18 protein-coding genes are annotated in these 24,455 nt (G+C 58.5%); 4 read left to right on the top strand and 14 right to left on the bottom strand.

Annotated elements, in window-relative coordinates; translation table 11 throughout:
- Positions 1-50: 50 nt before the first annotated feature.
- Entirely contained in the window at positions 51-491 is a 441-nt protein-coding gene (locus AC2LD7_RS00905; protein ID WP_484595973.1) for an excinuclease, read from the top strand.
- 171 nt (positions 492-662) lie between these two features.
- Complete coding sequence (locus AC2LD7_RS00900) at positions 663-956, top strand: hypothetical protein (protein WP_484595972.1); 294 nt, start codon at positions 663-665, stop codon at positions 954-956.
- A 38-nt stretch (positions 957-994) separates the two neighbouring features.
- Here the strand turns inward: AC2LD7_RS00900 and hemE are convergent, their stop codons facing one another.
- From hemE to AC2LD7_RS00845, 11 genes are all read right to left on the bottom strand, one after another.
- On the bottom strand, positions 995-2,059 hold the full coding sequence (gene hemE / locus AC2LD7_RS00895; protein ID WP_484595971.1) for a uroporphyrinogen decarboxylase: 1,065 nt from the start codon (positions 2,057-2,059) through the stop codon (positions 995-997).
- Between the two features lie 263 nt (positions 2,060-2,322).
- Positions 2,323-3,741 carry an FAD-dependent oxidoreductase gene (locus tag AC2LD7_RS00890; RefSeq protein WP_484595970.1) on the bottom strand — a complete coding sequence of 473 codons (1,419 nt, stop codon included), beginning with the start codon at positions 3,739-3,741 and terminating at the stop codon, positions 2,323-2,325.
- Between the two features lie 111 nt (positions 3,742-3,852).
- Positions 3,853-8,301 (bottom strand): glutamate synthase large subunit, encoded by a 4,449-nt coding sequence (gltB, locus tag AC2LD7_RS00885; RefSeq protein WP_484595969.1) that lies wholly within the window; start codon positions 8,299-8,301, stop codon positions 3,853-3,855.
- Positions 8,302-8,474: 173 nt separating this feature from the next.
- A complete protein-coding gene (locus tag AC2LD7_RS00880; protein WP_484595968.1) occupies positions 8,475-9,968 on the bottom strand; it encodes an AAA family ATPase in 1,494 nt (497 codons plus the stop codon).
- A 4-nt stretch (positions 9,969-9,972) separates the two neighbouring features.
- A complete protein-coding gene (gene aroB, locus AC2LD7_RS00875) occupies positions 9,973-11,076 on the bottom strand; it encodes a 3-dehydroquinate synthase (protein WP_484595967.1) in 1,104 nt (367 codons plus the stop codon).
- A gap of 24 nt (positions 11,077-11,100) precedes the next feature.
- A complete protein-coding gene (gene aroK, locus AC2LD7_RS00870) occupies positions 11,101-11,646 on the bottom strand; it encodes a shikimate kinase AroK (protein WP_484595966.1) in 546 nt (181 codons plus the stop codon).
- A 5-nt stretch (positions 11,647-11,651) separates the two neighbouring features.
- Positions 11,652-13,727, bottom strand: a complete 2,076-nt coding sequence (locus AC2LD7_RS00865; protein WP_484595965.1) for a type IV pilus secretin PilQ — start codon at positions 13,725-13,727, stop codon at positions 11,652-11,654.
- Between the two features lie 51 nt (positions 13,728-13,778).
- A complete protein-coding gene (gene pilP / locus AC2LD7_RS00860; RefSeq protein WP_484595964.1) occupies positions 13,779-14,306 on the bottom strand; it encodes a type 4a pilus biogenesis lipoprotein PilP in 528 nt (175 codons plus the stop codon).
- A complete protein-coding gene (gene pilO / locus AC2LD7_RS00855; RefSeq protein ID WP_484595963.1) occupies positions 14,303-14,926 on the bottom strand; it encodes a type 4a pilus biogenesis protein PilO in 624 nt (207 codons plus the stop codon). The genes pilP and pilO overlap by 4 nt, the downstream gene beginning before the upstream one ends.
- Complete coding sequence (gene pilN, locus AC2LD7_RS00850; protein WP_484595962.1) at positions 14,923-15,495, bottom strand: type 4a pilus biogenesis protein PilN; 573 nt, start codon at positions 15,493-15,495, stop codon at positions 14,923-14,925. Before pilN ends, pilO begins: the two co-directional genes overlap by 4 nt.
- Positions 15,495-16,559 carry a pilus assembly protein PilM gene (locus tag AC2LD7_RS00845; RefSeq protein ID WP_484595961.1) on the bottom strand — a complete coding sequence of 355 codons (1,065 nt, stop codon included), beginning with the start codon at positions 16,557-16,559 and terminating at the stop codon, positions 15,495-15,497. The genes pilN and AC2LD7_RS00845 overlap by 1 nt, the downstream gene beginning before the upstream one ends.
- 184 nt (positions 16,560-16,743) lie before the next feature.
- Between AC2LD7_RS00845 and AC2LD7_RS00840 the strand changes: the two genes are divergently transcribed.
- A complete protein-coding gene (locus AC2LD7_RS00840; protein ID WP_484595960.1) occupies positions 16,744-19,191 on the top strand; it encodes a penicillin-binding protein 1A in 2,448 nt (815 codons plus the stop codon).
- A gap of 277 nt (positions 19,192-19,468) precedes the next feature.
- Here AC2LD7_RS00840 and AC2LD7_RS00835 read toward each other — a convergent pair whose 3' ends face one another.
- From AC2LD7_RS00835 to rpmE, 3 genes are all read right to left on the bottom strand, one after another.
- Positions 19,469-20,737, bottom strand: a complete 1,269-nt coding sequence (locus AC2LD7_RS00835) for a malic enzyme-like NAD(P)-binding protein (protein ID WP_484595959.1) — start codon at positions 20,735-20,737, stop codon at positions 19,469-19,471.
- Positions 20,738-20,904: 167 nt separating this feature from the next.
- Positions 20,905-21,702 carry a thermonuclease family protein gene (locus AC2LD7_RS00830; RefSeq protein ID WP_484595958.1) on the bottom strand — a complete coding sequence of 266 codons (798 nt, stop codon included), beginning with the start codon at positions 21,700-21,702 and terminating at the stop codon, positions 20,905-20,907.
- Positions 21,703-21,725: 23 nt separating this feature from the next.
- Positions 21,726-21,938 carry a 50S ribosomal protein L31 gene (gene rpmE / locus AC2LD7_RS00825; protein ID WP_122167025.1) on the bottom strand — a complete coding sequence of 71 codons (213 nt, stop codon included), beginning with the start codon at positions 21,936-21,938 and terminating at the stop codon, positions 21,726-21,728.
- A gap of 235 nt (positions 21,939-22,173) precedes the next feature.
- On the opposite strand from rpmE, the gene AC2LD7_RS00820 reads away from it, so the two are divergent.
- Positions 22,174-24,396 carry a primosomal protein N' gene (locus tag AC2LD7_RS00820; RefSeq protein ID WP_484595957.1) on the top strand — a complete coding sequence of 741 codons (2,223 nt, stop codon included), beginning with the start codon at positions 22,174-22,176 and terminating at the stop codon, positions 24,394-24,396.
- Positions 24,397-24,455: the final 59 nt, after the last annotated feature.

Genomic DNA, 24,455 nt, shown 5'->3' with positions numbered 1-24,455 from the left:
TTTACCCCCCGCTTCAAAGAAACACCACAAAAACACGCAAGGAGAATGCAATGAAGAAAACCACATGGATCGGCGCCGCACTCATGCTTTGTGCATTGCCCGGTATCAGCCAGGCCCGTGATACCACTCACTACCTGCCGTTCGATCAAGTAGTCGCCGAAGCCACCGCATCGGGCAAGCTGGACGGCAGTGTTAAGTTCTACCTGGCCGGCAAAACACCTGGCAGAGCGCAGGTCATCCGCCGAGATGTGTCGACCAGCAAGAAGACCAACGCCTTCAACAAGACCGACGAAGGCGCCTGCAGCTGGGCCCTGCAGTCCGCGCTGATCAGCATGCAGAAAGCCGCGCAAGCGGCCGGTGCTAACGCGGTGGTGGACATCACCAGCAACTACAAGCACGTCGAGTACAAGGACAGTCAGAAGTACGAGTGCCATGCCGGCGCGATCATGGCGGGCGTCGCCATTAAAGGTAACCTGGCCAAGGTCAAATAAGACCGTTGCCGTACCCTGCCCGCCTCGTGCGGCGCAGGGCTTCCGCTGGCGTTTCAAACGCTCGCGTTCCGCTCCTCCGGTTGTCGGTCAAGGACTGCACCGGACCGAACGAATAAGTGGACCGGCGAGTCAACAGAAGCAGAACCCGTTACCATTTCGAGGAGCTGCCCCATGTTCGACAAGCCGTCGCACAAATTCGAAATCAACTACATCTTTCAGAACGACCCGCGCGTTCAAATCATCGAGTCGGAAGAGGATCATATGTCTCAGGGCAGCGCCGCGCGGCACCTGATCGAGCTGCATAATGGCGATGCCGAGAACAGCCTAGTGATGCCAGAAGCGGGTGCGGACGAGGCCAAGCTCTTGGAGCAGGCCGAGGTGATAGGGATTACCGATATTCGCGTAACCAAGCTGATTCATGAGCATGAGCCAGGCACTACGCCAGGCCATTATCAACAGCCATAAACGAAAAGAGCCGCTATTAGCGGCTCTTTTTTGTTCCATCAGCGGTGATATTGCGCCGATAGCTCATGTACCGACTCGATGAAGGCGCCGGCGTGGGCCGGGTCAACCTCAGGCGTGATGCCGTGGCCAAGGTTGAACACATGACCGTTGCCATGACCGAAGCTCGCGAGTATCCGGCTAACTTCGGCGCGGATCGCCTCAGGCTTGGCGAACAGTACGCTGGGATCCATGTTGCCCTGCAGGGCAACCTTGCTGCCAACGCGTGCCCGTGCAGCGCCGATGTCGCATGTCCAATCGAGGCCCAGCGCCTCGGCACCGGAATCGGCCATCGATTCGAGCCATAATCCGCCGCCCTTGGTGAACAGAATTACTGGCACACGACGCCCATCGTGCTCACGAATCAGCCCATCGACAATCTTCTGCATGTAGGCCAAGGAGAACTCCTGATAGGCCGCTGCGGAGAGGCTGCCGCCCCAGGAGTCGAAGATCTGCACCGCTTGCGCACCGGCCAGAATCTGCCCGTTGAGGTAGCTGATGACTGACTGCGCCAGCTTATCGAGCAGTGCGTGCATCGCCTGCGGGTTTTCATAGAGCATGGCCTTGGACTTGCGGAAGTCCTTGGATGATCCGCCTTCCACCATGTACGTCGCGAGCGTCCAAGGGCTACCGGAAAAACCGATCAGCGGCACACGACCGTTCAGCTCACGGCGAATGGTACGTACCGCCTCCATCACGTAACCCAGGTCCTTTTCGGGATCCGGGACCGGCAAAGCCTCTATATCAGCCATGCTGCTAATGGTCTTTTTAAAGCGCGGGCCTTCGCCGGTTTCGAAATACAGGCCCAGACCCATGGCGTCAGGCACGGTGAGAATATCGGAGAACAAGATCGCGGCATCCAGCGGATAGCGATCCAGTGGCTGCAGCGTAACCTCGCAGGCCAGCTCGGGATTCATACACAGGCTCATGAAGTCGCCGGCTTTGCTACGGCTAGCCCGGTACTCCGGAAGGTAGCGTCCAGCCTGGCGCATCATCCACACCGGGGTGACGTCGACAGGTTGCTTGAGCAGGGCGCGGAGGAAGCGATCGTTCTTCAAGGCAGTCATGTCTGGGTTCCAGCAAAAAAGTGGCGGCATTGTCGCAAAGCACAAAACAAAAGGCACGGCGAGTGCCGTGCCTTTTGTCTATGGGCTTGATTTGGGTCAGACAGGTTGGAGGCTGGAGGCAAGCGTAGGGATTTTATATCCACCCTACGCCGCGTTCCGCGGGTCGGAGCTGCGTGATCCACCTCATGAATCAGCCCGACCCATCCTACAGGCCAGCGCGACCGTCATTTTCAAACCAACCAGCATCAGCTTTCGGCGCCCGTTCAGACTTCCAAAAAGTCGAGAATCCCTTCAGCCGCCTGGCGGCCTTCGAAGATCGCCGTAACCACCAGATCAGAACCACGCACCATGTCACCGCCGGCGAAGATCTTTGGATTGCTGGTCTGATGCTTGAACTCGCCCATTTCCGGGGCTACCACGCGGCCCTGATTGTCGATCTGAATACCTTGTCCTTCGAACCAACCGGCCGGGCTCGGACGGAAGCCAAAGGCAATGACTACGGCATCGGCCGGCAGCACTTCCTCGGAACCGGGAATCGGCTCGGGACTGCGGCGACCGCGAGCATCCGGCGCACCGAGACGCGTCTCGACCACCTTCACGCCTTCGACCTTGCCTTCACCGACAATGGCTATGGGCTGGCGGTTGAAGAGGAACTTCACGCCCTCTTCCTTGGCGTTCTTCACTTCCTTGCGCGAGCCCGGCATGTTCGCCGCGTCACGGCGATACGCGCAGGTCACGCTCTTGGCTCCCTGGCGGATGGAGGTGCGGTTGCAATCCATCGCAGTATCGCCGCCACCCAATACCACGACCTTCTTGCCCTTCATGTCGACGAAGTCTTCTGGCGACTTCTCGAAACCGAGGTTGCGGTTGACGTTGGCAATCAGGAAATCCAGCGCATCATGCACGCCCGGCAGATCCTCGCCGGGGAAGCCGCCCTTCATGTAGGTGTAGGTGCCCATGCCCATGAACACCGCGTCGTAATCGGCGAGCAGCTGATCGATGGTCACGTCCTTGCCGACCTCGGTATTCAAGCGGAACTCGATGCCCATGCCGCCGAAAATTTCGCGGCGACGGCTGAGGACGCTCTTCTCCAACTTGAATTCCGGAATGCCGAAAGTCAGCAGACCGCCAATTTCCGGGTTCTTGTCGAAGACCACCGGCGTGACACCGCTGCGTACCAGCACATCGGCGCAACCGAGACCGGCCGGACCAGCACCGATGATCGCAACCTTCTTGCCGGTCGGCTTGACCTTGGACATGTCGGGACGCCAGCCCATGGCGAAGGCGGTGTCGGCGATGTACTTTTCTACCGAGCCGATAGTGACCGCGCCAAAGCCATCATTGAGCGTACAGGCGCCTTCGCACAGGCGATCCTGCGGGCAGACGCGGCCACAGACTTCCGGCAGGGTGTTGGTCTGATGCGCCAGCTCGGCCGCAGCGAGGATGTTGCCTTCGGAGACCAGCTTGAGCCAGTTGGGAATGTAGTTGTGGACTGGGCATTTCCACTCGCAATAAGGATTGCCGCAGCCCAGGCAACGATGGGCCTGGTCGCATGCCTGCTGCGGCTTGAAGGGCTCGTAGATCTCGACGAACTCCTTCTTGCGCTGACGCAGCAGCTTCTTCTTCGGATCCTTGCGCCCGACCTCGATGAACTGGAAGTCGTTATTCAGACGTTCAGTCATTTCAAAACCTCTTAGCGGCAGCCGCAAGCATTGGGCTGCAAGCTGCATGACAATCACGGAGCGGAGCAAGCCTCAAGCTGATGCTCGAAGCTTGTCGCTTGAATCTGCTTTTTATTGGGGGTTCGCCCGAGTAGTCGACAGCAACGATGCCAGATTGGCCGCCTTTGGCTTGACTAGCCAGAAGCGACGCAAGTAGTCGTCAAGGTTCTCGAGAAGCTTCGCACCCCATGCGCTGCCGGTTTCGGCGACATACTCGCGCAACACATCTTGCAGATGACTACGGTGGGCCTCCATCGCCTCGCCCGTGATGCGCTGCAGGTTTACCAGTTCGTTGTTCACGCGATCGACGAAACTGTTATCCATGTCGAGTACATAGGCGAAACCACCGGTCATGCCAGAGCCGAAGTTGTAACCGGTCTTGCCCAGAACGCAAACGAAACCGCCGGTCATGTACTCGCAGCAATGGTCGCCGGTTCCTTCAACGACCGCGTGCGCGCCGGAGTTACGGACTGCGAAACGCTCACCGGCGGTACCGGCAGCGAACAATCTGCCGCCAGTGGCACCATACAGGCAGGTGTTTCCAATGATGGCCGAGTTCTGCGACTCGAAACCACTGGCCTTCGGCTGAGTGACGACCAATTTGCCACCGGTCATGCCTTTACCGACGTAGTCGTTGGCATCACCCTCCAGATAGAGATGCAAACCGCCGGCGTTCCAGACGCCGAAGCTTTGTCCGGCCGTACCCTTGAAGCGGAAAGTGATGGGCGCATCTTTCATGCCCTGGTTACCGTGCACCCGAGCGATCTCGCCGGAAACACGGGCGCCGATGGAACGGTCGCAGTTGCAGATATCCAGCTCGAATTCCCCGCCACTCTTGGCGTCAATTACCGTACGAGCGAGCTTGACCATCTCTTCGGCCAGCAGGCCCTGATCGAACGGCGGATTCTTCTCCACTTCGCAGAATTGCGGCTTGTCAGCTGGAATATGGTCGCTGCCGAGCAGAGGCGTCAGGTCGAGATGGTTCTGCTTGGCGGTCTCGCCCGGCAGCAGCTCAAGAAGATCGGTGCGACCGATGAGCTCCTGCAGGCTGCGTACGCCCAGCTTGGCCAGCCACTCGCGCGTTTCTTCAGCGACGAAGGTGAAGAAGTTGACCACCATGTCGACAGTGCCGATGAAGTGATCCTTGCGCAGCTGATCGTTCTGCGTGGCGACACCGGTGGCGCAGTTGTTCAGGTGGCAAATACGCAAGTACTTACAGCCCAGCGCGATCATCGGCGCCGTACCGAAGCCGAAGCTCTCCGCACCGAGAATGGCGGCCTTGACCACGTCCAGACCGGTCTTCAAGCCACCATCGGTCTGCACTCGGACTTTGCCGCGCAGATCGTTGCCGCGCAGGGTCTGATGGGTCTCGGCCAGGCCGAGCTCCCAGGGCGATCCGGCATAACGGATGGAGGTTAGCGGCGACGCGCCGGTACCGCCGTCATAGCCGGAAATGGTGATCAAATCCGCGTAGGCCTTGGCAACGCCCGCGGCAATGGTTCCAACGCCCGGCTCAGCGACCAGCTTGACCGAGACCAACGCCTTGGGGTTGACCTGCTTGAGGTCGAAGATCAGCTGAGCCAGGTCTTCGATCGAGTAGATATCATGGTGCGGCGGTGGCGAAATCAGCGTGACGCCCGGTACCGCGTAGCGCAGCTTTGCGATCAGCCCGTTGACCTTGCCGCCAGGTAGCTGGCCGCCCTCGCCGGGCTTGGCGCCCTGGGCAACCTTGATCTGCAGCACTTCGGCGTTGACCAGATACTCCGGCGTGACACCGAAACGCCCCGTCGCGACCTGCTTGATCTTCGAGCTGCGCTCGGTGCCATAACGCGCCGGATCTTCGCCACCCTCACCCGAATTGGAGCGTGCACCGATGCGATTCATCGCCGCAGCGATCGCCTCGTGGGCTTCCGGCGACAGCGCGCCGAGGGAGATGCCGGCCGAGTCGAAGCGCTTGAGGATCTGCTCGAGCGGCTCGATCGCTTCGAGTGCCAACGGCTGGTCAGCAACTTTGAGCTTGAGAAGATCTCGCAGCATCGCCGCGGGACGCTGGTCGACCAGCGCGGTGTATTCCTTGAAGCGGCTGTAGTCGCCCTGCTGCACAGCGACCTGCAGCGCAGCTACCACGTCGGGGTTGTAGGCGTGATACTCGCCGCCGTAGACGAACTTCAGCAAGCCACCCTGCTGAATCGGCTTGCGATTACTCCAGGCTTCGCCCGCGAGCGCTTTCTGCTCGGCTTCCAGATCGACGAAACGCGCACCTTTGATACGACTTGCAACGCCGCGGAAGCTGAGGTCGACGACTTCATCGGCTAGGCCCACGGCTTCGAACAGCTGGGCACCGCGGTATGAGGTGATGGTCGAGATGCCCATCTTCGAGATGATTTTCAGCAGGCCCTTGGAAATGCCCTTGCGGTAGTGCTTGAACACCTCGTAGAGGTCGCCCAGCACCTCGCCGGTGCGGATCAGGTCACCGAGCACTTCGAAGGCGAGGAACGGATAGACCGCCGTCGCGCCAAAGCCGATCAGCACCGCAAAGTGATGCGGATCACGTGCAGTGGCGGTTTCCACCAGAATGTTGCAGTCGCAGCGCAGGCCAGTCTCGATCAACCTGTGATGCACTGCGCCAACGGCCAGCGAAGCATGCACCGGCAACTTGCCCGGCATGATGTGGCGGTCACTGAGGATTAGCATGACCTTGCCACCGCGCACCGCTTCCTCGGCTTGATCCGCGATGTTGCGCACCGCAGCTTCGAGGCCGATGGATTCATCGTAGTTAAGATCAATCACCTGGCGCTCGAAGCCTGGGCGGTCGAGCTCCATGATCGTCCGCCACTTCGCTGGCGAGATTACGGGAGTAGTCAGGATCGCACGATTGGCGTGATCGGCGGTTTCTTCGAAAACATTGCGTTCGGCACCCAGACAGGTTTCCAGCGACATCACGATGGATTCGCGCAGCGGGTCGATCGGCGGGTTGGTGACCTGCGCGAACTGCTGGCGGAAGTAGTCGAACGGCGAACGTACGCGACGCGACAGCACAGCCATCGGCGTGTCGTCACCCATAGACCCGACCGCTTCCTGGCCCTGCTCGGCAAGCGGACGCAGCACCTGGTCACGCTCCTCGAAGGTGACCTGGAACATCTTCATGTATTGCTTGAGCTGGTCGGCGTCGTAAAACGCCGAGCCGTGGTCGTTATCGTCCAGGGTCGATTGAATGCGTAGCGCGTTCTGGCGTAACCAGGTCTTGTACGGATGCTGGGACTTCAGACGGCTGTCGATGTCATCGGTATGCAACACCTGTCCCGTCTCGGTATCGACTGCCAGGATCTGACCCGGCCCCACGCGACCTTTGGCGATAACGTCTTCCGGCTTGTAATCCCATACGCCAACTTCAGACGCCAGGGTGATGTAACCGTTAGTGGTGGTCACCCAGCGCGCCGGCCGCAAGCCGTTGCGGTCAAGCAAGCAGATCGCGTGGCGGCCATCGGTGAGCACCACTCCAGCGGGACCGTCCCACGGCTCCATGTGCATGGAGTTGAATTCGTAGAAAGCCCGCAGATCAGGGTCCATCGTTTCAACGTTCTGCCACGCCGGCGGAATGATCATGCGCAGACCGCGGAACAAATCCATGCCGCCGGTGACCAACAACTCCAACATGTTGTCCATGCTCGATGAGTCGGAACCGGTACGGTTGACCAGCGGATCGAGGCTTTCCAAGTCGGGCAGCAACTCGTTGGCGAATTTCAGCCGACGCGCCTGCGCCCAGTTGCGGTTACCGGTAATGGTGTTGATTTCGCCGTTGTGGGCGAGGAAGCGGAACGGCTGGGCCAGCGGCCATTGCGGCATCGTGTTGGTGGAGAAGCGCTGATGGAATACGCAGATGGCGGTCGCCAGACGCTCGTCGCCGAGATCGGGGTAGAACTGCGCCAAGTCGGCCGGCATCATCAGGCCTTTGTAGATGATGTCCTTGTCGGAGAGGCTGCAGACATAGAATTCCTTGTCGCTAGCCAGCGCGACTTCAGCACGTCGGCGCGCGAAGAACAGCTTGATGCCGAAATCGCGCTCGGAAAGGCCTTCAGCCGAGACGAACACCTGCTCGATGCGCGGCAGGCGCTCCAGCGCAAGGCGGCCCAGCACGGTGGTATCGACTGGAACTTCACGCCAGCCAACCAGGGTAAGCCCTTGGGCTGCAATCTGTTCGTTGATGCTTGCCCGGGCCGCATCCGCCTTGGCCGCGTCCTGGCTGAGGAAGATCATGCCGACGGCATAGAGCGCCGGCAGATCGACGTCGAAATGCTGCTTGGCCATGGCGCGCAGGAACGCATCGGGTTTCTGCATCAGCAGGCCGCAGCCATCGCCGGTTTTACCGTCGGCGTTAATGCCGCCTCGGTGAGTCATGCAGGTGAGGGATTGAATAGCGGTCTGAAGCAGGTGATGGCTTGCCTCGCCCTGCATGTGGGCGATCAGACCGAAGCCGCAGTTATCCTTGAACTCTTCAGGACGAAACAGACCTGCTCTCATAGGCACTCCACCAGCTAAATGCGTTGTAAATCAACCCCTTATTGACGGCGCACAGAACCGCCCCGTCATACACGTGGGCAAAAGGGGGAGCAGTTTACAAAGCTAGGTAGAACGACACAATTTAATTTTCGCAAGCCCCAAAAAGGTGCGCAGCGCACCTTTTTGGGGCAGGCCTAGCGCGCCTGGGCGATTTCTTGCTGCACGCTAGCGAAACTTCGCACCCACGGCTTGCCTGCCTTCAACGAAGCCGGCAAGGCCTTGATCGCCTCCAGCGCGGCGTTCCGGCTGGAGAAAGCGCCATGAGTGATAACGTATAGCGGCTTGCCCTCATGCTGTTTGACGAAATACCGATAGCCATCGCCGTGCAGTTTTACCAGGGCCTCTGCATTATTTTGAGTACGTGTTCCTAACACCTGAATCAGATAATTGGTTCCGGGCTGACTGGCATACCAGGCGGCTGCGGACGCGCCGGCCGCTGCAGGCTTCGCAGCCGGCCGCTCTGGCTCGCGAGGAGCCTCAGCTGGAGCTACAGGTTCGGAAGGCGGGCTCTGAACTGCAGCCGAGCCTTCCTGAGCCGGGGCGACTTCCTTGCGGGATGTTACGGGGTCCTCCGGTACAGGCTCCGACGACTCATCCACTTCAGCGCTGCCGGCCGCAGCGAGGGGCTCGCGAATAACGGGCTGCTCAGGCTGAGCTTGAGCGCCGTTGGGCGCGAAATCACCGGCGGGGTCCTCGGCCTCTCCAATCTCCGCCGACACCTCCGCAGAACCCATGTCGAGCGGCAAGCTAGTGGTAGAAGGTGCTACAGACTGATCGCCAGCATCGCGCATTAGAAACGCAATCACGACGACACACAGGACAGCAGCCAAAGCCAGAAGATGCTTCATCGGCAACGGCAAACCCCATCCAGCCGATTTTCGACCGCCCTTCGAGTGCTGCATCGCATCGACGAGCTCGTCCCGGGCCGCCTGATTTATCGCGCCCGGCCATCCGCCGGAATCCTCATGGATCCGTACAATCTGCTCTTCGCTGAAACAGTCCAGACCGCTTCCGGCTCCTTCGAGGCGCAACGTCAGATATTCACGGGTCTCTTCCTCTTCGTAAGGCTGGAGCGCGATCACATGGAAGCGCTCCTCACCTTCGACCAGGGCCTCCAGGCGTGCCACCAACGAGTGCTCACCGAACAGAAAGACGTGCGGCCGCCCTTCGGGGTTCCCCTGGGCCAATCGCAACAGCGTTTCTACCGCAGCGCCCGTAAGCCGCTCAGCATCATCGACCAGCAGGTAAACATCCTGCCCGGTCAACGCCAATTGAATGATCTGCGCCATGATCGAATCAAAGTCAGTGCTCGAGCTACCTAGCGCCTGGGCTATCTGCTGCAAGACGATGCTCGAATCGGTGGTCTCTTGTGGCGAGATGACCACACTCTGAACCGATTGTTTGTTGCTGCTCGCAACGAGCGCCTGGCGCACCAGCGTTTTACCGCTCCCTTCAGGCCCCGTCACCACCAATAGCAACTGACTGTAGCGGGCAAGGTGATGCAACTGCCCCAGCACCGGCTTGCGCTGGGCCGGAAAGAACTTGAACCCAGGCACGCGAGTAGCGAAAGGATCATGATTGAACCCGTAGTGGTTCAGAAACGAATCGTCGGCGGACAAACTGGTCATGGAATTAGGTTCTCGACTGTTGCATGAGAACGTCGTAATTGACGTTTAATGTGGCTTCCAATACTTCGCGAGGGAAGTCGCCTGTTACCACCGCCTCGCCTAATTGCCTGAGCAGTACCAGTCTCAGCTGGCCGTTCAGGACTTTCTTGTCGACCGCCATATACCGCAGAAAGTCATCAGCTTTCATATCGGCAGGCGGGACTACCGGCAGGCCGGCACGCGACAGCAAGCGCACGGCACGATCCCGCTCACTCCCAGAGATCCAGCCAAGCTGCCGCGACATTTCCAGCGCCATCACTGTACCCGCCGATACCGCCTCGCCATGCAGCCAGACCCCGTAACCCTTATGGGTTTCGATGGCATGGCCGAAGGTATGCCCCAGATTGAGCGTGGCGCGAATGCCCGACTCACGCTCGTCCGCACCGACCACCTTGGCCTTCGCAGCGCAGGAACGCCGTATTGCTTCGGTGAGCGCCGACTGATCAAGCGCCCGAAGCTTGTCGACATTACTTTCGAGCCAGCCGAGGAACGGCTCATCGCAGATCAGGCCATACTTGATTACTTCAGCCAGACCGGCCGATAGTTCGCGCGCCGGCAAAGTCACGAGAGTGGCGGTGTCTATCAACACTGCCTGCGGCTGATAGAAGGCGCCGATCATGTTCTTGCCCAACGGATGATTGACACCCGTTTTGCCACCAACCGAGGAGTCGACCTGAGACAAAAGAGTGGTGGGCACCTGGATAAAATCAACGCCGCGCTGGTAGCTCGCAGCAGCGAAACCAGCCATATCACCGATGACCCCGCCACCCAGCGCGATCAACGTGGTGTTGCGATCATGCCTGGCAGCGAGCAGTGCGTCGAAGATCGAATGCAAAGTCTGCCAATTCTTGTGCGCTTCACCGTCCGGCAGAATAACCGGAGTAATAGCGTAATCGGCAAGGCTGCGCGACAGGCGCTCAAGGTACAGCGGGGCGACAGTGTCGTTGGTGACGATGGCAATTTGCTTGCCACGAATGTGACGGGATAACAGCTCGCCGTGATCGATGAGCTGTTCACCAATGAAAATCGGGTAGCTACGCTCGCCGAGATCGACCTGTAGAGTCTGCATGGGGGCTCCACCGTTAAAGGGGAGCTAGGATAGCGCAGATCGACCCAGGCTTTCACGAGGCGAAAGACCGTGAATTTGATCAAGGATTTCCATTACCACCAAGCGAGGTGGGCGTTCATCCGTTTCGACAATGATGTCTGCGATTTCACGGTACAAGGGGTCCCGCACAGCCATCAAGCCAACCAATATCTCGCGGGGATTAGGTGCCTGCAAAAGCGGACGATTGCGATCTCTAGAGGTTCGATCGAGTTGCTGCTCGACCGACGTGCATAGATAAATCACCCGACCGCCATCGCGCAACACCCAACGATTATCCTGCCGGAGCACCGCACCACCGCCCGTTGCCAACACGACACCCTGCATTTGGCAGATATCCGTGATGACAGCATGCTCACGCTCGCGAAAACCCGACTCGCCCTCGACATCGAATATCAGCGGAATGCTGGCGCCTGTGCGCTGCTCGATCTCCTTGTCGGAGTCCCGAAACGGCAGGCGAAGCTCCTTGGCGAGCAGGCGCCCGATGGTGCTTTTACCGGCTCCCATCGGGCCCACGAGGATGATATTTTCCACCGATATCAACGATTCACTGCAATAGCCTGATTATTCAGGATTCTCGGCGTCAGGAAGATAAGAAGCTCAGACTTCGCATCAGACACGACGTCTCGCCGGAACATGCGGCCAAGATAAGGCAGATCTCCCAAGAAAGGAACCTTATCCACTGATCTGCTTTGCGTGTTGGAGAAGACACCACCGATTACAACGGTTTCGCCGTCATTAACAAGAATTTTGGCATTTACCTCGTTCTTGCGAATAGTCGGTGTTCCATTGACATCGTTTGCAAAGTCGGGCTCATCCTTGGTGACTTTTACTTCCATGATGATGCGATTGTCGGGAGTGATTTGAGGCGTAACCTCAAGTGACAGGGCAGCTTCGACGAAAGTGGTCGTAGTTGCACCGCTGGAGCTAGCTTGCTGGTATGGAATCTCGGACCCTTTGAGGATCTTCGCCGTCTCCTTGTCAGCCGTCATAACCTTTGGCTGAGATACAACCTCGCCATTACCAGACTTCTCCATTGCCGACAGCTCAAGGTCGAGAATAAGGTTGTTGGTTATATAGCCGATCCCGATACCCGAGGTAGCCCCCGTCACTCCCAGGTCAACAAACGGAACGTTGCCGTTGCTGTCCTCGCCTTCATCACCGTTCTCATCACCCGTTTCATCGTTTCCATATACAAGTCCGCGGCCATTGGCGAACAACTGCGAGCCACCCCAACGCACCCCCAGGCTCTTGTCATAATCAACGTTAGCCTCGACGATCCGCGCTTCAATCATCACTTGCCGCACCGGAATATCCAGCTGTGCGACGATCCGCCTCAGCTCATCCAAACGTTCCTGTGTCTGATAAGCGATGATGTTGTTGGTGCGGTCATCGACAGCGATCGAGCCACGGTCTTCGCTCGCGCCATCCGTGCTCGTCACCGACTGGAACAACTGGGCAATATCGGCCGCTTTGGCGTAATTGACCTGCACAACCTCGCGACGCAGTGGCGCCAGTTCGGCGATCTGCCGCTGCGACTCAAGCTCTTGCCGCTCGCGCGCGGCAATCTCGTCCGCTGGCGCTACCAGCAGCACGTTGCCAACCTGGCGCTTGTCGAGCCCTTTGGTTTTCAACACAAGATCCAGTGCCTGGTCCCAAGGCACGTTCTGCAAACGCAGTGTAATGTTGCCCTGCACCGTATCGCTGGCAACCAGATTAAGGTCAGTAAAATCAGCGATCAGCTGCAGAACGGAGCGCACATCAATATCCTGGAAGTTCAGCGATAGCTTCTCTCCGGAATAGGTGAAATGCTCTGCCTTGCGCTTTTCGGCATCGGCTTCGCTAAGCGGCTTAACACTGATAGTCAGCTTGTCGTCGGTCTGGTAGGCGAGATAGTCGTATCGCCCGGTGGGCTCGATTGCGATACTCGCACCGTCAGCTTTGCTGCTCGAATCGACAAACTTGACCGGGGTAGCGAAGTCTTGCACATCAAGTCTTACACGCAACGCTTCCGGCAGTTGCGTCTTTGCGAAGGACACACGAATCTTGCCGCCCTGCTCTTCGATGCTCGGACTGATCGAAGGATCCGACAGCGTAATGACCACATTGCCAGCCCCGTCTTCCCCGCGACGGAAATCAATATTGTTGATCGCCTTGCTCGCCGCTGCGTGGACGATCGGGGCAGCCTTATTCACTGGCGCCACCGGCGTGGCTGCAACAGCAGCTGAAGATGCGCCGCTTTCGCCAAGCACGATGAATAGGTTATTGCCGTCTACACGAGTCGAATAGGGAACCAGGGATGTGAGATTGACGATCAGACGAGTACGCCCCTGGGCCTCCACCACCGTAACGCTCCGCGCATTACCGACACCGAGCTCGCGGGTTTTGGTACCAAGCTTGCTTGAAACGCCCGGTAAATCGAGCGCAATGCGTGCTGGTTGATCAAGGGTGTAACCCCGCGGAGTAGGTACTGGCTCATCAAAAGCCAGCTTCAACTCGACGCGATCGCCTGGCAACGATGCAACATCGAGGGTATTCAGAGACGCCGCTAGCAGGGCGGGCGAAATGAACGCTGCCAGCAAGGACAAGCCGAGACGAGAGAGGGTGGTATTCATAAAAGGCTTCCGTTGTGCAGACCGGTATAGGTTTTCCATTTTTGCCCCAACTCAGGAGCGCTCTTTCAAGGTCAGGCTACGCGGGCGCTCAAGCCACCCACCCTCTCCGTCAGGAACGATTTCAAGCACATCCACCTCGGCTTCGCTGATTTCAACGATACGGCCGTGATTGCGCCCCAGATAGTCACCGACCTTGACTCGGTGAACGCCGTCGCCGCCTTTAATCAAGGCGTATTTACCCGCATCATTGGTCAGCGTGCCGACCATGACAAAAGTCTCAATATTGAATTCTTCCAGGAACTGCTTGATGCGTGTTTCGTCAGGTCGAATGTCTTTCGAGCCCTTCTGCCGCTGCGTCAGGTCTATCTTCATCGGCGGCTGAAACGGATGCCGCAGGGACGCAGCACTGTATGTGAACGCCTCATACGGCAGGAACGCTGGCAGTGGTTCGATCGAGCCTTTGGGCTTGGCCCGCACCTCGTCCATGTATGCTCGCAAGTCGTCGAAGTTGCTGCTGCCACCACAGCCGGCTAGCAGAGCCAGGCCCAAGCCCAGCGCAATAAGTCGGGCTCCATTCATTTCTGCAGCCCCTTGTCGTTATAGCGATAAGTCTTGGCCAAGATATTCATGCGTAACTTGGAAGATGAATCCTTGCTTTCAGGTGCTATCTCGAAGTCATGCAACGTAACGATCCGCGGCAGGCTCGATACGCCACTGACGAAAGTTGCTAGGTCGTGGTAACTACCAACCACCTTAATCTGTATCGGCAGCTCGATATAAAATTGCTGGATCACCTCCGGCAGCAGCTTGATTTCTTCGAACTCAAGCCCGCTACCCAAACCGGTGCGTGTTATATCTTCAAGCAAACCAGGCACTTCCGTGTCGCTGGGCAACTGGCGCAGCAATGCACCGAACGACGCTTCCATCTCGACCATCTGAGCTTTGTAGGCTTCGAGGTTCGCAGCCTGGAAGGCCTTCGAGGAAAATTGCTGCTTCAACGTATCCTCTTGTGCTCTTTGCTGCTCGAGGCTGACCTGCAAATCGCTGAGGTAAAAGTAATAGCCGCCCCCGAGCACCAGAACCATCAGCAGTATCGCGGCAATGACCTTTACCGCCGCAGGCCAGGAGCCGAGATTGTTCATATCCAAATCGGACAGATCGACGCTGCGGAGGCTTTCCATGGAGCTCGCCAGACTCATGGCTTATCTCCTTCTGTAGCAGCTGCCGGCTGCGTCTGCTGTACCGTAAGCTGAAAGACATTCTCCTGCTCGACAGCGCCCGCAGTGACAGCCTTCACTTCGTTCAGATTTGGCGATTCCAGCCATTCAGAGCCGTCCAAATTGCGCATCAGGTTAGAGACCCGGTTGTTGGATTCCGCGCCACCGACAATGGCGATATTTTTGCCAGTCATCTTCAAACCGGTGAAATACACGCCATCGGGCAGAGTACGTACCAGCTGATCGAATATCCGGCCGATGATTGGCCGATTGCCCTGCAGGTCCTGAATAATCTTCATACGTTCGAGCAATTGCTGCCGACGCTCTCGCAATTCCTTGATTTCCACGATCCGCGCATCCAGCACGGCAATTTCTTTCCGGACGAAATCGTTTCGCGCGTTCTGCCGCTCGATGGCGTGAGTGAAGTACTGATCCGCTAGAAACAGCATGCCCACCGCCACGAGGGCAACGCCCGCGAGGGAAACCAAGAAACGCTGTTTACGCTCTTCGCGAAGCTGCTCGCGCCAGGGTAGAAGGTTAATCTGGGCCATCAGTCGAAACTCCTCAACGCCAACCCGCAGGCAATCATCAGGGACGGCGCATCACTGGCGAGAGCGCCAGCGTTGACCTTGCTGCTCAAGGCCATATCGGCAAACGGGTTGGCGACTAAAGTCTGGGTTCCGATTTTTTGCTGGATCAACCGATCCAGTCCGGGAACCGAGGCAGTTCCGCCTGCCAGGAGGATGTAATCCACATCATGGAACTGTCCCGCAGCGAAGAAGAATTGCAGCGAGCGCGACACCTGCTGAACGACTGCTTCCTTGAACGGCTGCAATACTTCGCTGTCGTAGTCATCTGGAAGGCCACCCTGTTTTTTTGCCAGGCCAGCCTCCTCCATCGACAGACCGTAACGACGCTGAATTTCTTCGGTAAGCTGCCGCCCGCCGAATAGCTGTTCGCGCGTATAGATGGTGCGACCGTTGTGCAACACGCTCAGCGTGGTCATGGTGGCACCGATATCCACGAGCGCGACGGTAAGTTCATCGTGACCAGCGCCCAACTGCGGTGCCAGCAGCCCGTATGAGCGCTCCAACGCATAGGCTTCGACATCTACGACCTTGGCGGTCAGCCCCGCCAAGGCGAGAGCCGCCTCGCGAATTTCCACATTCTCCTTACGGCACGCTGCCAGCAGCACCTCAACGCGACCGGGAGAACGAGCGGCAGGCCCCTGCACTTCGAAGTCGATAGCGACCTCTTCGAGCGGATACGGAATGTACTGATCGGCCTCTATCTTCAGCTGGTTCTCCAAGTCATCGTCGGTCAGCCCTGCTTCCATCTCGATGCTTTTGGTGATGACTGCCGAACCGGAAACTGCTACGGCAGCCGACTTAACCCCGGTTTTAGCCTTGGCCAGCAACCGGGTCAGGGCCTGGCCCACGCCCTCCAGCTCGGCGATATTTTTTTCCACCACAGCATTTGGCGGAAGCGGCTCGACGGCATAAGACTCAACCCGATATCGGGAGCCCGAGCGGCTTAATTCGAGTAGCTTGACGGATGTCGAACTGATGTCGATCCCAAGCAGCGTGTTCGCTTTCTTCGTGAAGAGCCCTAGCACGGCCGATTTCCTATCTTTATCCGCTACTTACGGATTAATTATGTTTATCCACATTAGATAACAGCCTTGACAGAAGCGCAAATGGCTCCCCAGTAAAAAATCCGCTTATAATGTGACCGGTTTTCCCTTTCGGCATCGTCTGCGGCTTACACCCCATTCCCCATCCTGGATTCAATGAACCCCGATGCGTTTCCTGAAGTTTTTCTTATGGTCGTGCTTGGCTATTTTCTGCGGACTTCTGCTCAGTCTCAGTGGGGCTTTTCTCTATCTGAGCCCTAATTTGCCATCGGTCGAATCGCTACGCAGCATACAGCTCCAGATTCCTCTGCGTGTCTACAGCAATGACGACAAGCTGATCGCCGAGTATGGCGAAATGCGTCGCTCCCCAATTGACTTTGATGAAATACCCAAAGATTTCATCGCCGCACTGTTGGCGGCCGAAGATGACAACTTCGCGAATCATTATGGCGTTGATGTTTCCAGCCTGATGCGCGCTGCCACGCAATTATTGAAAACCGGCGAGATTCAGACCGGCGGCAGCACCATTACCATGCAGGTGGCGAAGAACTACTTCCTCACCAGCGAGCGGAGCTTTTCCCGCAAGATCAGTGAGATTCTTCTAGCACTGCAGATCGAACGAGAGCTGAGCAAGGACGAAATTCTTGAGCTGTACGTCAACAAAATCTATCTGGGCAACCGCTCTTACGGCATCGAGGCGGCAGCTCATGTCTATTATGGGAAATCGATCGGCGAGCTAAGCCTGGCGCAAATGGCAATGATCGCTGGGCTGCCCAAAGCTCCGTCGGCGTTTAATCCCTTGGCCAACCCAGAGCGAGCCAAGGAAAGGCGCGACTGGATTCTCGGGCGCATGTATCGACTCGGGTCAATAGACGAAGTCCGTTATCAGCAAGCAATGGCGGAAATCGTGGACGCCTCCTATCACGGTTCCTCACCAGAGCTCGATGCACCCTATGTAGCCGAGATGGCGCGCGCCGAGATGGTTGGCCGCTTCGGCAGCGCCGCCTATACCGACGGTTTCCGCGTCTACACGACCCCCACTAGCGAGCGTCAGGTTGCTGCCAATCAATCCCTCACGCAGGGATTAATCGAATATGACCAGCGTCATGGCTATCGAGGACCGGAAGCCCAGCTGGCGGGCACCGATCGCGAAACCTGGCTACAGAAACTTCGCGAGTACCGAAGCCAGTCCGGCCTGCTACCCGCCGTTGTCAGTCAGGTCTCCAGCGACAAAATTCAGGTCTTGCTCCGCGATGGTACCGAGCGAAGCGTTCGCTGGGAGAGCATGAAATGGGCTCGTCCGTTCATTAATACCAATAGCCTTGGGCCGCAACCCAAAGCGCCGTCGGATGTAATCAAGGTGGGGGACGTCGTCCGCGTTCTTATCTCGGATGATGAATTATTGTTCAGCCAGATACCCCAAGCCCAGGCTGCACTGGTGTCGATCGACCCTCTTGACGGCTCCATCGAAGCGCTGACCGGCGGCTTTTCTTTCGGTCAAAGCAATTACAACCGAGCCATTCAAGCAAAACGTCAGCCGGGGTCCAGCTTCAAACCATTCGTCTATAGTGCGGCGCTGGATGCCGGGTTCACAGCCGCGACCTTGGTTAATGATTCGCCCATCGTCTTTGTCGAGGAAGATCTGGATCGCGTCTGGCGGCCAAAAAATGACAACAATACCTTCCTTGGCCCGATCCGCCTGCGCGAAGCGCTCTACAAATCTCGCAATCTAGTCTCGATTCGCCTGCTGCGGACCCTTGGAATTCCAGACACCATCGACTACGTCAAACGCTTTGGGTTTAAGGCCGAAGACCTACCAGCGAATCTATCATTGGCACTTGGTACAGCAACCCTGACGCCAATGGAAATCGCCATCGGCTGGACCGCCTTCGCGAACGGCGGCTATAAAGTAGAACCCTATCTCATCGAGCGCATCGAGGACCGAGACGGCAAGGTGATATTCGAAGCAAACCCGGCGCGCGTACCCGAGCACAGTCTTGCTCGTTCAGCCCAGGCAGAAAAAGACCAAGCAGCGATAACCACCTATGCACAGAATGACAAACCGCTAACTAGCGATTCGGAGCCGGTAGAGCAGCCGCCAGTGTATGCCGAGCAAATCATTGACGAACGCACCGCCTATATCATGACCAGCATGCTGCAGGACGTCATCAAGCGCGGGACAGGCAGAAGAGCCCTGGCGATGGGGCGTGGCGATATCGCCGGAAAGACCGGCACCACCAACGAGTCCAAGGACAGCTGGTTCTCCGGCTATAACGCAGACATCGTAACGACCGTCTGGGCCGGCTTCGATCAACCGCAGAGCCTCGGTCGTCGGGAATATGGTGGAACGGTAGCGCTGCCTATCTGGATGAAGTACATGAGCTCGGTGCTCGAAGGCGCGCCCGAACATGCCCCCGCCGAACCCGAAGGAATCATGACGCTGCGAATCGACCCCAAGAGTGGTCGTGCAGCTTCCCCCGGAACGCCGGATGCCTATTTCGAACTGTTTCGAAGTGAAGATTCCCCGCCCAACATGGACGAGCTGATTCCGGGCTCCGCTGTGCCCGGCAGCCCCTTACCGGCATCCGAGGCCGCACCGATCGACCTATTCTGAGGAGTCGGAACAGGCTTTTATCATTCAGGAACCGTTACAAATTCTGCCGGCTAATGTATTCGCCAGACTGCGCGCGAAATATCTGAGCTCATACTGAGAACCAGAGCGCTACCGCTTTAATTGCTGCCGCAAGCGAAGCTTAGTCCTTGCGCTGCAATGATCAGCCGACTCCTGGAAAGCGATAACCGAAAAGCAAAACCCCGACCGAAGGGCCGGGGTTCTATCGCGATCAGAGCCTGCCGAAGGCGAGGCTTTTTCCAATACGAGCAGCGCTCAATCAACCGTTAAACACGTCGTCAACCGATTTCAGCGGATAGTTCGACGGATACGGCAGCGTCGCCACACCGCTTTCGATCGCAGCCTTGGCCACGGCATCGGAAACCAAGGTGATCAGGCGAGGATCCATTGGTTTCGGGATAATGTACTCACGACCGAACTGCAACTGATCGACACCATAAGCAGCAGCGACTTCCGCCGGAACTGGCAGCTTGGCTAGATCGCGCAGGGCAACTGCAGCGGCGATTTTCATCTCTTCATTGATGCGCGACGCACGAACATCCAGCGCCCCACGGAAGATGAATGGGAAGCCCAGCACGTTGTTGACCTGATTCGGATAATCCGAACGGCCAGTCGCCATGATCACGTCGGAGCGGGTCGCGTGCGCCAATTCCGGGCTGATCTCGGGATCGGGGTTCGAGCAAGCGAACACTACCGGGTTCGCCGCCATACGCTTGAGACCTTCGGCACTCAGCAGATTGGCACCGGACAGACCGACAAAGACATCGGCACCGTCGAGCGCATCATCCAGGGTGCGCTTGTCGGTTTCATGGGCGAACACCGCCTTGTATTGGTTCAAATCGTCGCGGCCGGCGTGGATCACACCCTTGCGGTCGATCATGAAGATGTTCTCGATCTTCGCGCCCATGCTGACCAGTAGCTTCATACAGGAGGTTGCCGCAGCGCCAGCACCCAAGCAGACAATCTTGGCCTCCTCGAGCGTCTTCCCCGCGATTTCCAGTGCGTTGAGCATCCCTGCCGCAGTCACGATGGCAGTGCCGTGCTGGTCATCATGAAACACTGGGATGTCGCACTGCTCGATCAAAGCCCGCTCGATCTCGAAGCACTCGGGTGCTTTGATATCTTCCAGGTTGATTCCACCGAACGTGATGGAAATACGCTTGACCGTATCGATGAAGGCCTGCGGGCTTTCCGCATCGACCTCGATGTCGAACACATCGACGCCGGCGAAGCGCTTGAACAGAACACCTTTGCCTTCCATCACGGGTTTGGAGGCCAGCGGACCCAGATTTCCTAGGCCAAGAATTGCCGTGCCATCGGAAATCACCGCTACCAGGTTGCCTTTGCCGGTGTACCGGTAAGCCAGCTGCGGATCGCGGGCGATTTCTCGCACCGGCTCCGCCACGCCAGGACTATAGGCCAGCGACAGGTCGCGAGCGGTGGAGGTGGGCTTGGTCAGCTCGACACTCAGCTTTCCCGGACGGGGCTGCGAATGGTAGTCGAGAGCGGCAGTTTTCAGGTCAGTCATGAGGCATTCCGCTTATTTTTTCTGGGACAGACAGGCGGTCGAGGATACGCCAAGATCGATCGCTGTCACAAGCCAGTGGGAAAGCTGTCTGTCAAGGGCTCGACCTACGACTTTCAGCTGACGGGCGGGACAACTGCTTCGCATTCCCCGCGCAGCCCGGACTTACGTCAGGGTAGCGGAACAAGCATCGAAGGATGGTTGACCCTAAGCATCCAGCGGGCTTGCCGCGACAGATCCGCACGCCCCTTCCGATCGATCACCCACCCTCTCGCCTCGATCTCTCTGCCTGGCAAATCCGTTAGCGAGTATTCGGTGAACGCCGCAACGGCCCGATGAGGAATCTGCAATACCAGCGAGCCTTCCAACTCGAGCCAGATACCGCCCCGATTTTCCTCCAGCCGATCGACACGCGCTCTCACCACCGCGAAGCCACCTCGGCGTAAGCGCTCGACTGCGATTAGCGGGGACTGACGCCAGACCCCTTTGCCGGCGGCCCGAGCCTGCCGCTCGACGACTCGATGACAGTCCGCCAATAAGGTATTTGGCGCAATGGTGACGAAATAACCCAAACCTTCGGCGAGCAGGGCAGCTTCCAAATTCTCGCCGCGCTCATTGAATACATGGGCCAGAACCCGGCCGTAATGGTCTTTGGCCTCCTGACCGAGACGCAGACCTACGTGTCCATCGCTGGCTCTGACTAGCGCCTGCAGATGCCGCTTGGTCGCTTCTGCAAAGGGTTCGGCGTTGCGACCTTTGTGCCCTATTTCAGGTGCATTCAGACCAATGAGCCGGACATTGCGCCCGTCGACCAGACGAAGCGTGTCGCCGTCGATAACCTTTGCTACAGCCACTCGCGACAGCGGACCACTGACAGAACAAAGCGCCTGCGCCTGCAGACTGAAAATGGCGGAAACGAAAAAGGCGCCCACCAGGGACGCCTTTTTCAGATGCTCGGAAAATCTCATGGGATTTCCGTCGCGGCGACTGCTTACTTGGCGCCGAACACACCGAAACGCTGCTTGAAGCGGTCGATACGGCCGCCGGTATCCAGCACTTTCTGCTTGCCGGTGTAGAACGGATGGCACTCGGAGCAAACGTCGATGCTCATGTTCTTGGCCAGCGTCGAGCGAGTCTTGATGACGTTGCCGCAGCTGCAAGTGGCTTCGATTTCTACGTAATTAGGATGGATATCGGCTTTCATGGAAGAATCCTCTAGGACTTGTGCCGCCACCCGACCCTATGTCGAGTACCGCACGGAAGGGCGCGAATGATACCAGAGCAGGGTGTCGATGCAAGCGCAGGCGGTCGCACAGCGGACGTGTGCGCGGCTGGCAATCGAATATGTCTGCCGACATGCATGCAGCTCGATCGATTGTTAGCGGGTCGGCTAGCTGCAGGATCGTTTACCATCGACATTCGTCGTCAAGGACCTCCGCGTGCCTCAGCCCATTCTACGCCTCGCGCTGCCTTCCCCCCTACGCAGACTCTTCGATTACCTGCCACCGGCCGGCGTGCCCTGCGCTGTATTGCAGCCCGGCATTCGTCTGCGCGTGCCCTTCGGTCGACGCGAGGTGATCGGCGTTCTGGTGGAACTGGCGACACACAGCGAAGTACCCGAAGGAAAGCTCAAGCCCGCGCTGGAACTGCTCGACGCCCAACCGCCACTGCCGCCTTCACTGTTCAAGCTGTGCCTGTGGACAGCGCAGTATTACCAGCACAGCCTCGGCGATACCCTCAGCTGGGCACTGCCGGTGCTATTGCGCCAGGGTGAGCCGGCGGAGGCGCGACAGGAACGCTTCTGGCATGCCGCGACCGGGGCACGGCCGGAAGATCCCCGTCTGAGCCGTGCGCCACGCCAGCGCGAGGCGCTGAAAACCATCGCCCAACATCCACATGGTGTCGCTCATTCCCTGCTGAACCAACTCCAACTGAGCAAGGACAGCCTCGACCTGCTGCTGCAGAAAGGCTTGCTGCGGATCGAGACGCGGCGCAGCCATCAAGCCCCTCGACACCAGGGCAGCTGGTTACTGCAGCCTGAGTTGCCGCTTAATCAAGAACAGCGCGCCGCGTTCGAAGCCATTCGCGCGGGTTTCAATGGCTTTCAGGTATCGCTGCTGGCGGGCGTCACCGGCAGTGGCAAGACTGAAGTCTATCTGCAGCTCATTCACCAAGTGCTCGAAGCCGGCAAACAGGCATTGGTGCTGATTCCTGAAATCAACCTCGGTCCGCAAACCCTGGCGCGCTTCGAGAAGCGCTTCAATGCCCGCATCGCCTTGCTGCACTCCAACATCAATGACCGGGAACGGCTGGATGCATGGCTAGCGGCGCGGGACGGCGAAGCGGACATCATCATCGGCACCCGCTCGGCGCTGTTCACGCCGATGAAGCACCCGGGGCTTATCATTCTCGACGAGGAACACGACGCCTCCTATAAACAACAGGAAGGCCTGCGCTATCACGCCCGCGACCTGGCGGTGGTCAGGGCGCGCCAGGAAAATTTGCCGATCTTGCTGGGTTCGGCGACCCCTTCGCTGGAAAGCCTGCACAACGCCCATAGTGGTCGTTATGCGCTGCTCAAGCTGACCCAACGCGCTGGCGGTGCGCAAGCCCCCCGCTTCCTGCGCCTGGATGTGAAAAGCCGGCCGCTGGATTCCGGCATCTCCGGCCCGTTGCAGCAAGCCATGGCACAAACGCTGGACGCTGGACAACAGGTACTGGTGTTTCTCAACCGCCGCGGCTTCGCTCCCTCGCTGCTGTGCCACGACTGCGGCTGGCTAAGCCAATGCCCGCGCTGCGATGCACGCATGACGCTGCACCAGCGTCATAATGAGCTGCGCTGTCACCATTGTGGCCATGCGGAGCGGCCACCGTTGAACTGCCCTGACTGTGGCAAGGTCGATCTGCGTCCCGTGGGCGCCGGTACCGAACGCGCAGAAAACAGGCTCGGCGTCCTGTTTCCTAATTATCCGGTGCTGCGCATTGACCGCGACAGCACCTCACGCAAGGGTTCGATGGAGCAGCTGCTGACCACCATCAACCGCGGAGAACCTTGCCTACTGGTCGGGACCCAGATGCTCGCCAAGGGTCACCACTTCCCCCGGGTTACTCTGGTCGCTATTCTCGATGCCGACGGAGGGCTGTTTTCCGCCGATTTCCGTGCCAGCGAACGAATGGCTCAGTTGATCGTGCAGGTGGCCGGCCGCGCAGGGCGCGCCGAGGAACCTGGAAAAGTCATCATCCAGACCCATCTCGCCGACCACCCACTATTGGTACAACTGACCGAGCAAGGTTATTTCGCCTTTGCCGACCAGGCATTGAGCGAGCGCCGCGCAGCCAGCCTGCCGCCTTTCAGCCACCTAGCCCTGCTACGTGCCGAAGCGGCAAAACCCGGCCAAGCGGAAGACTTCCTCGACCAGGCCTGCAGCCAGGCCGAACACCTCATCGGGCAACTCGGCCTCAGCGGCGTCGAGCTGCTGGGCCCGATACCCGCGCCAATGGAGCGGCGTGCGGGTCGCTTCCGTGCGCAGCTGCTGCTACAAGGCAACGCCCGGGCGCCTCTGCACAAGCTGATGAGCGCATGGCTGCCGCGGATCGATACGCTACCGGGCAGCCGTACGGTACGCTGGTCGCTGGATGTCGATCCGATCGACCTGTTCTGACGCCAGCCGAATCTGTCGACATCCTGCAACTAAGCGCCTTAAGCCTTGAAGGTTCGCCC

The sequence above is a fragment of the Stutzerimonas sp. genome, assembly GCF_982611455.1.
The sequence above is the reverse complement of the archived record's forward strand: the minus strand, read 5'-3'. Positions and strand labels throughout refer to the sequence as shown.

Bases quoted from the DNA above. Each gene is read 5' to 3' on its own strand.
- pilN (WP_484595962.1), bottom strand. From the start codon at position 15,495: ATGGCCCAGATTAACCTTCTACCCTGGCGCGAGCAGCTTCGCGAAGAG.
- gltB (WP_484595969.1), bottom strand. From the start codon at position 8,301: ATGAGAGCAGGTCTGTTTCGTCCTGAAGAGTTCAAGGATAACTGCGGC.
- AC2LD7_RS00890 (WP_484595970.1), bottom strand. From the start codon at position 3,741: ATGACTGAACGTCTGAATAACGACTTCCAGTTCATCGAGGTCGGGCGC.
- AC2LD7_RS00900 (WP_484595972.1), top strand. From the start codon at position 663: ATGTTCGACAAGCCGTCGCACAAATTCGAAATCAACTACATCTTTCAG.
- hemE (WP_484595971.1), bottom strand. From the start codon at position 2,059: ATGACTGCCTTGAAGAACGATCGCTTCCTCCGCGCCCTGCTCAAGCAA.
- aroB (WP_484595967.1), bottom strand. From the start codon at position 11,076: ATGCAGACTCTACAGGTCGATCTCGGCGAGCGTAGCTACCCGATTTTC.
- AC2LD7_RS00865 (WP_484595965.1), bottom strand. From the start codon at position 13,727: ATGAATACCACCCTCTCTCGTCTCGGCTTGTCCTTGCTGGCAGCGTTC.
- AC2LD7_RS00880 (WP_484595968.1), bottom strand. From the start codon at position 9,968: ATGACCAGTTTGTCCGCCGACGATTCGTTTCTGAACCACTACGGGTTC.
- AC2LD7_RS00830 (WP_484595958.1), bottom strand. From the start codon at position 21,702: ATGAGATTTTCCGAGCATCTGAAAAAGGCGTCCCTGGTGGGCGCCTTT.
- pilP (WP_484595964.1), bottom strand. From the start codon at position 14,306: ATGAATGGAGCCCGACTTATTGCGCTGGGCTTGGGCCTGGCTCTGCTA.
- AC2LD7_RS00835 (WP_484595959.1), bottom strand. From the start codon at position 20,737: ATGACTGACCTGAAAACTGCCGCTCTCGACTACCATTCGCAGCCCCGT.
- pilO (WP_484595963.1), bottom strand. From the start codon at position 14,926: ATGAGTCTGGCGAGCTCCATGGAAAGCCTCCGCAGCGTCGATCTGTCC.
- AC2LD7_RS00840 (WP_484595960.1), top strand. From the start codon at position 16,744: ATGCGTTTCCTGAAGTTTTTCTTATGGTCGTGCTTGGCTATTTTCTGC.
- AC2LD7_RS00905 (WP_484595973.1), top strand. From the start codon at position 51: ATGAAGAAAACCACATGGATCGGCGCCGCACTCATGCTTTGTGCATTG.
- rpmE (WP_122167025.1), bottom strand. From the start codon at position 21,938: ATGAAAGCCGATATCCATCCTAATTACGTAGAAATCGAAGCCACTTGC.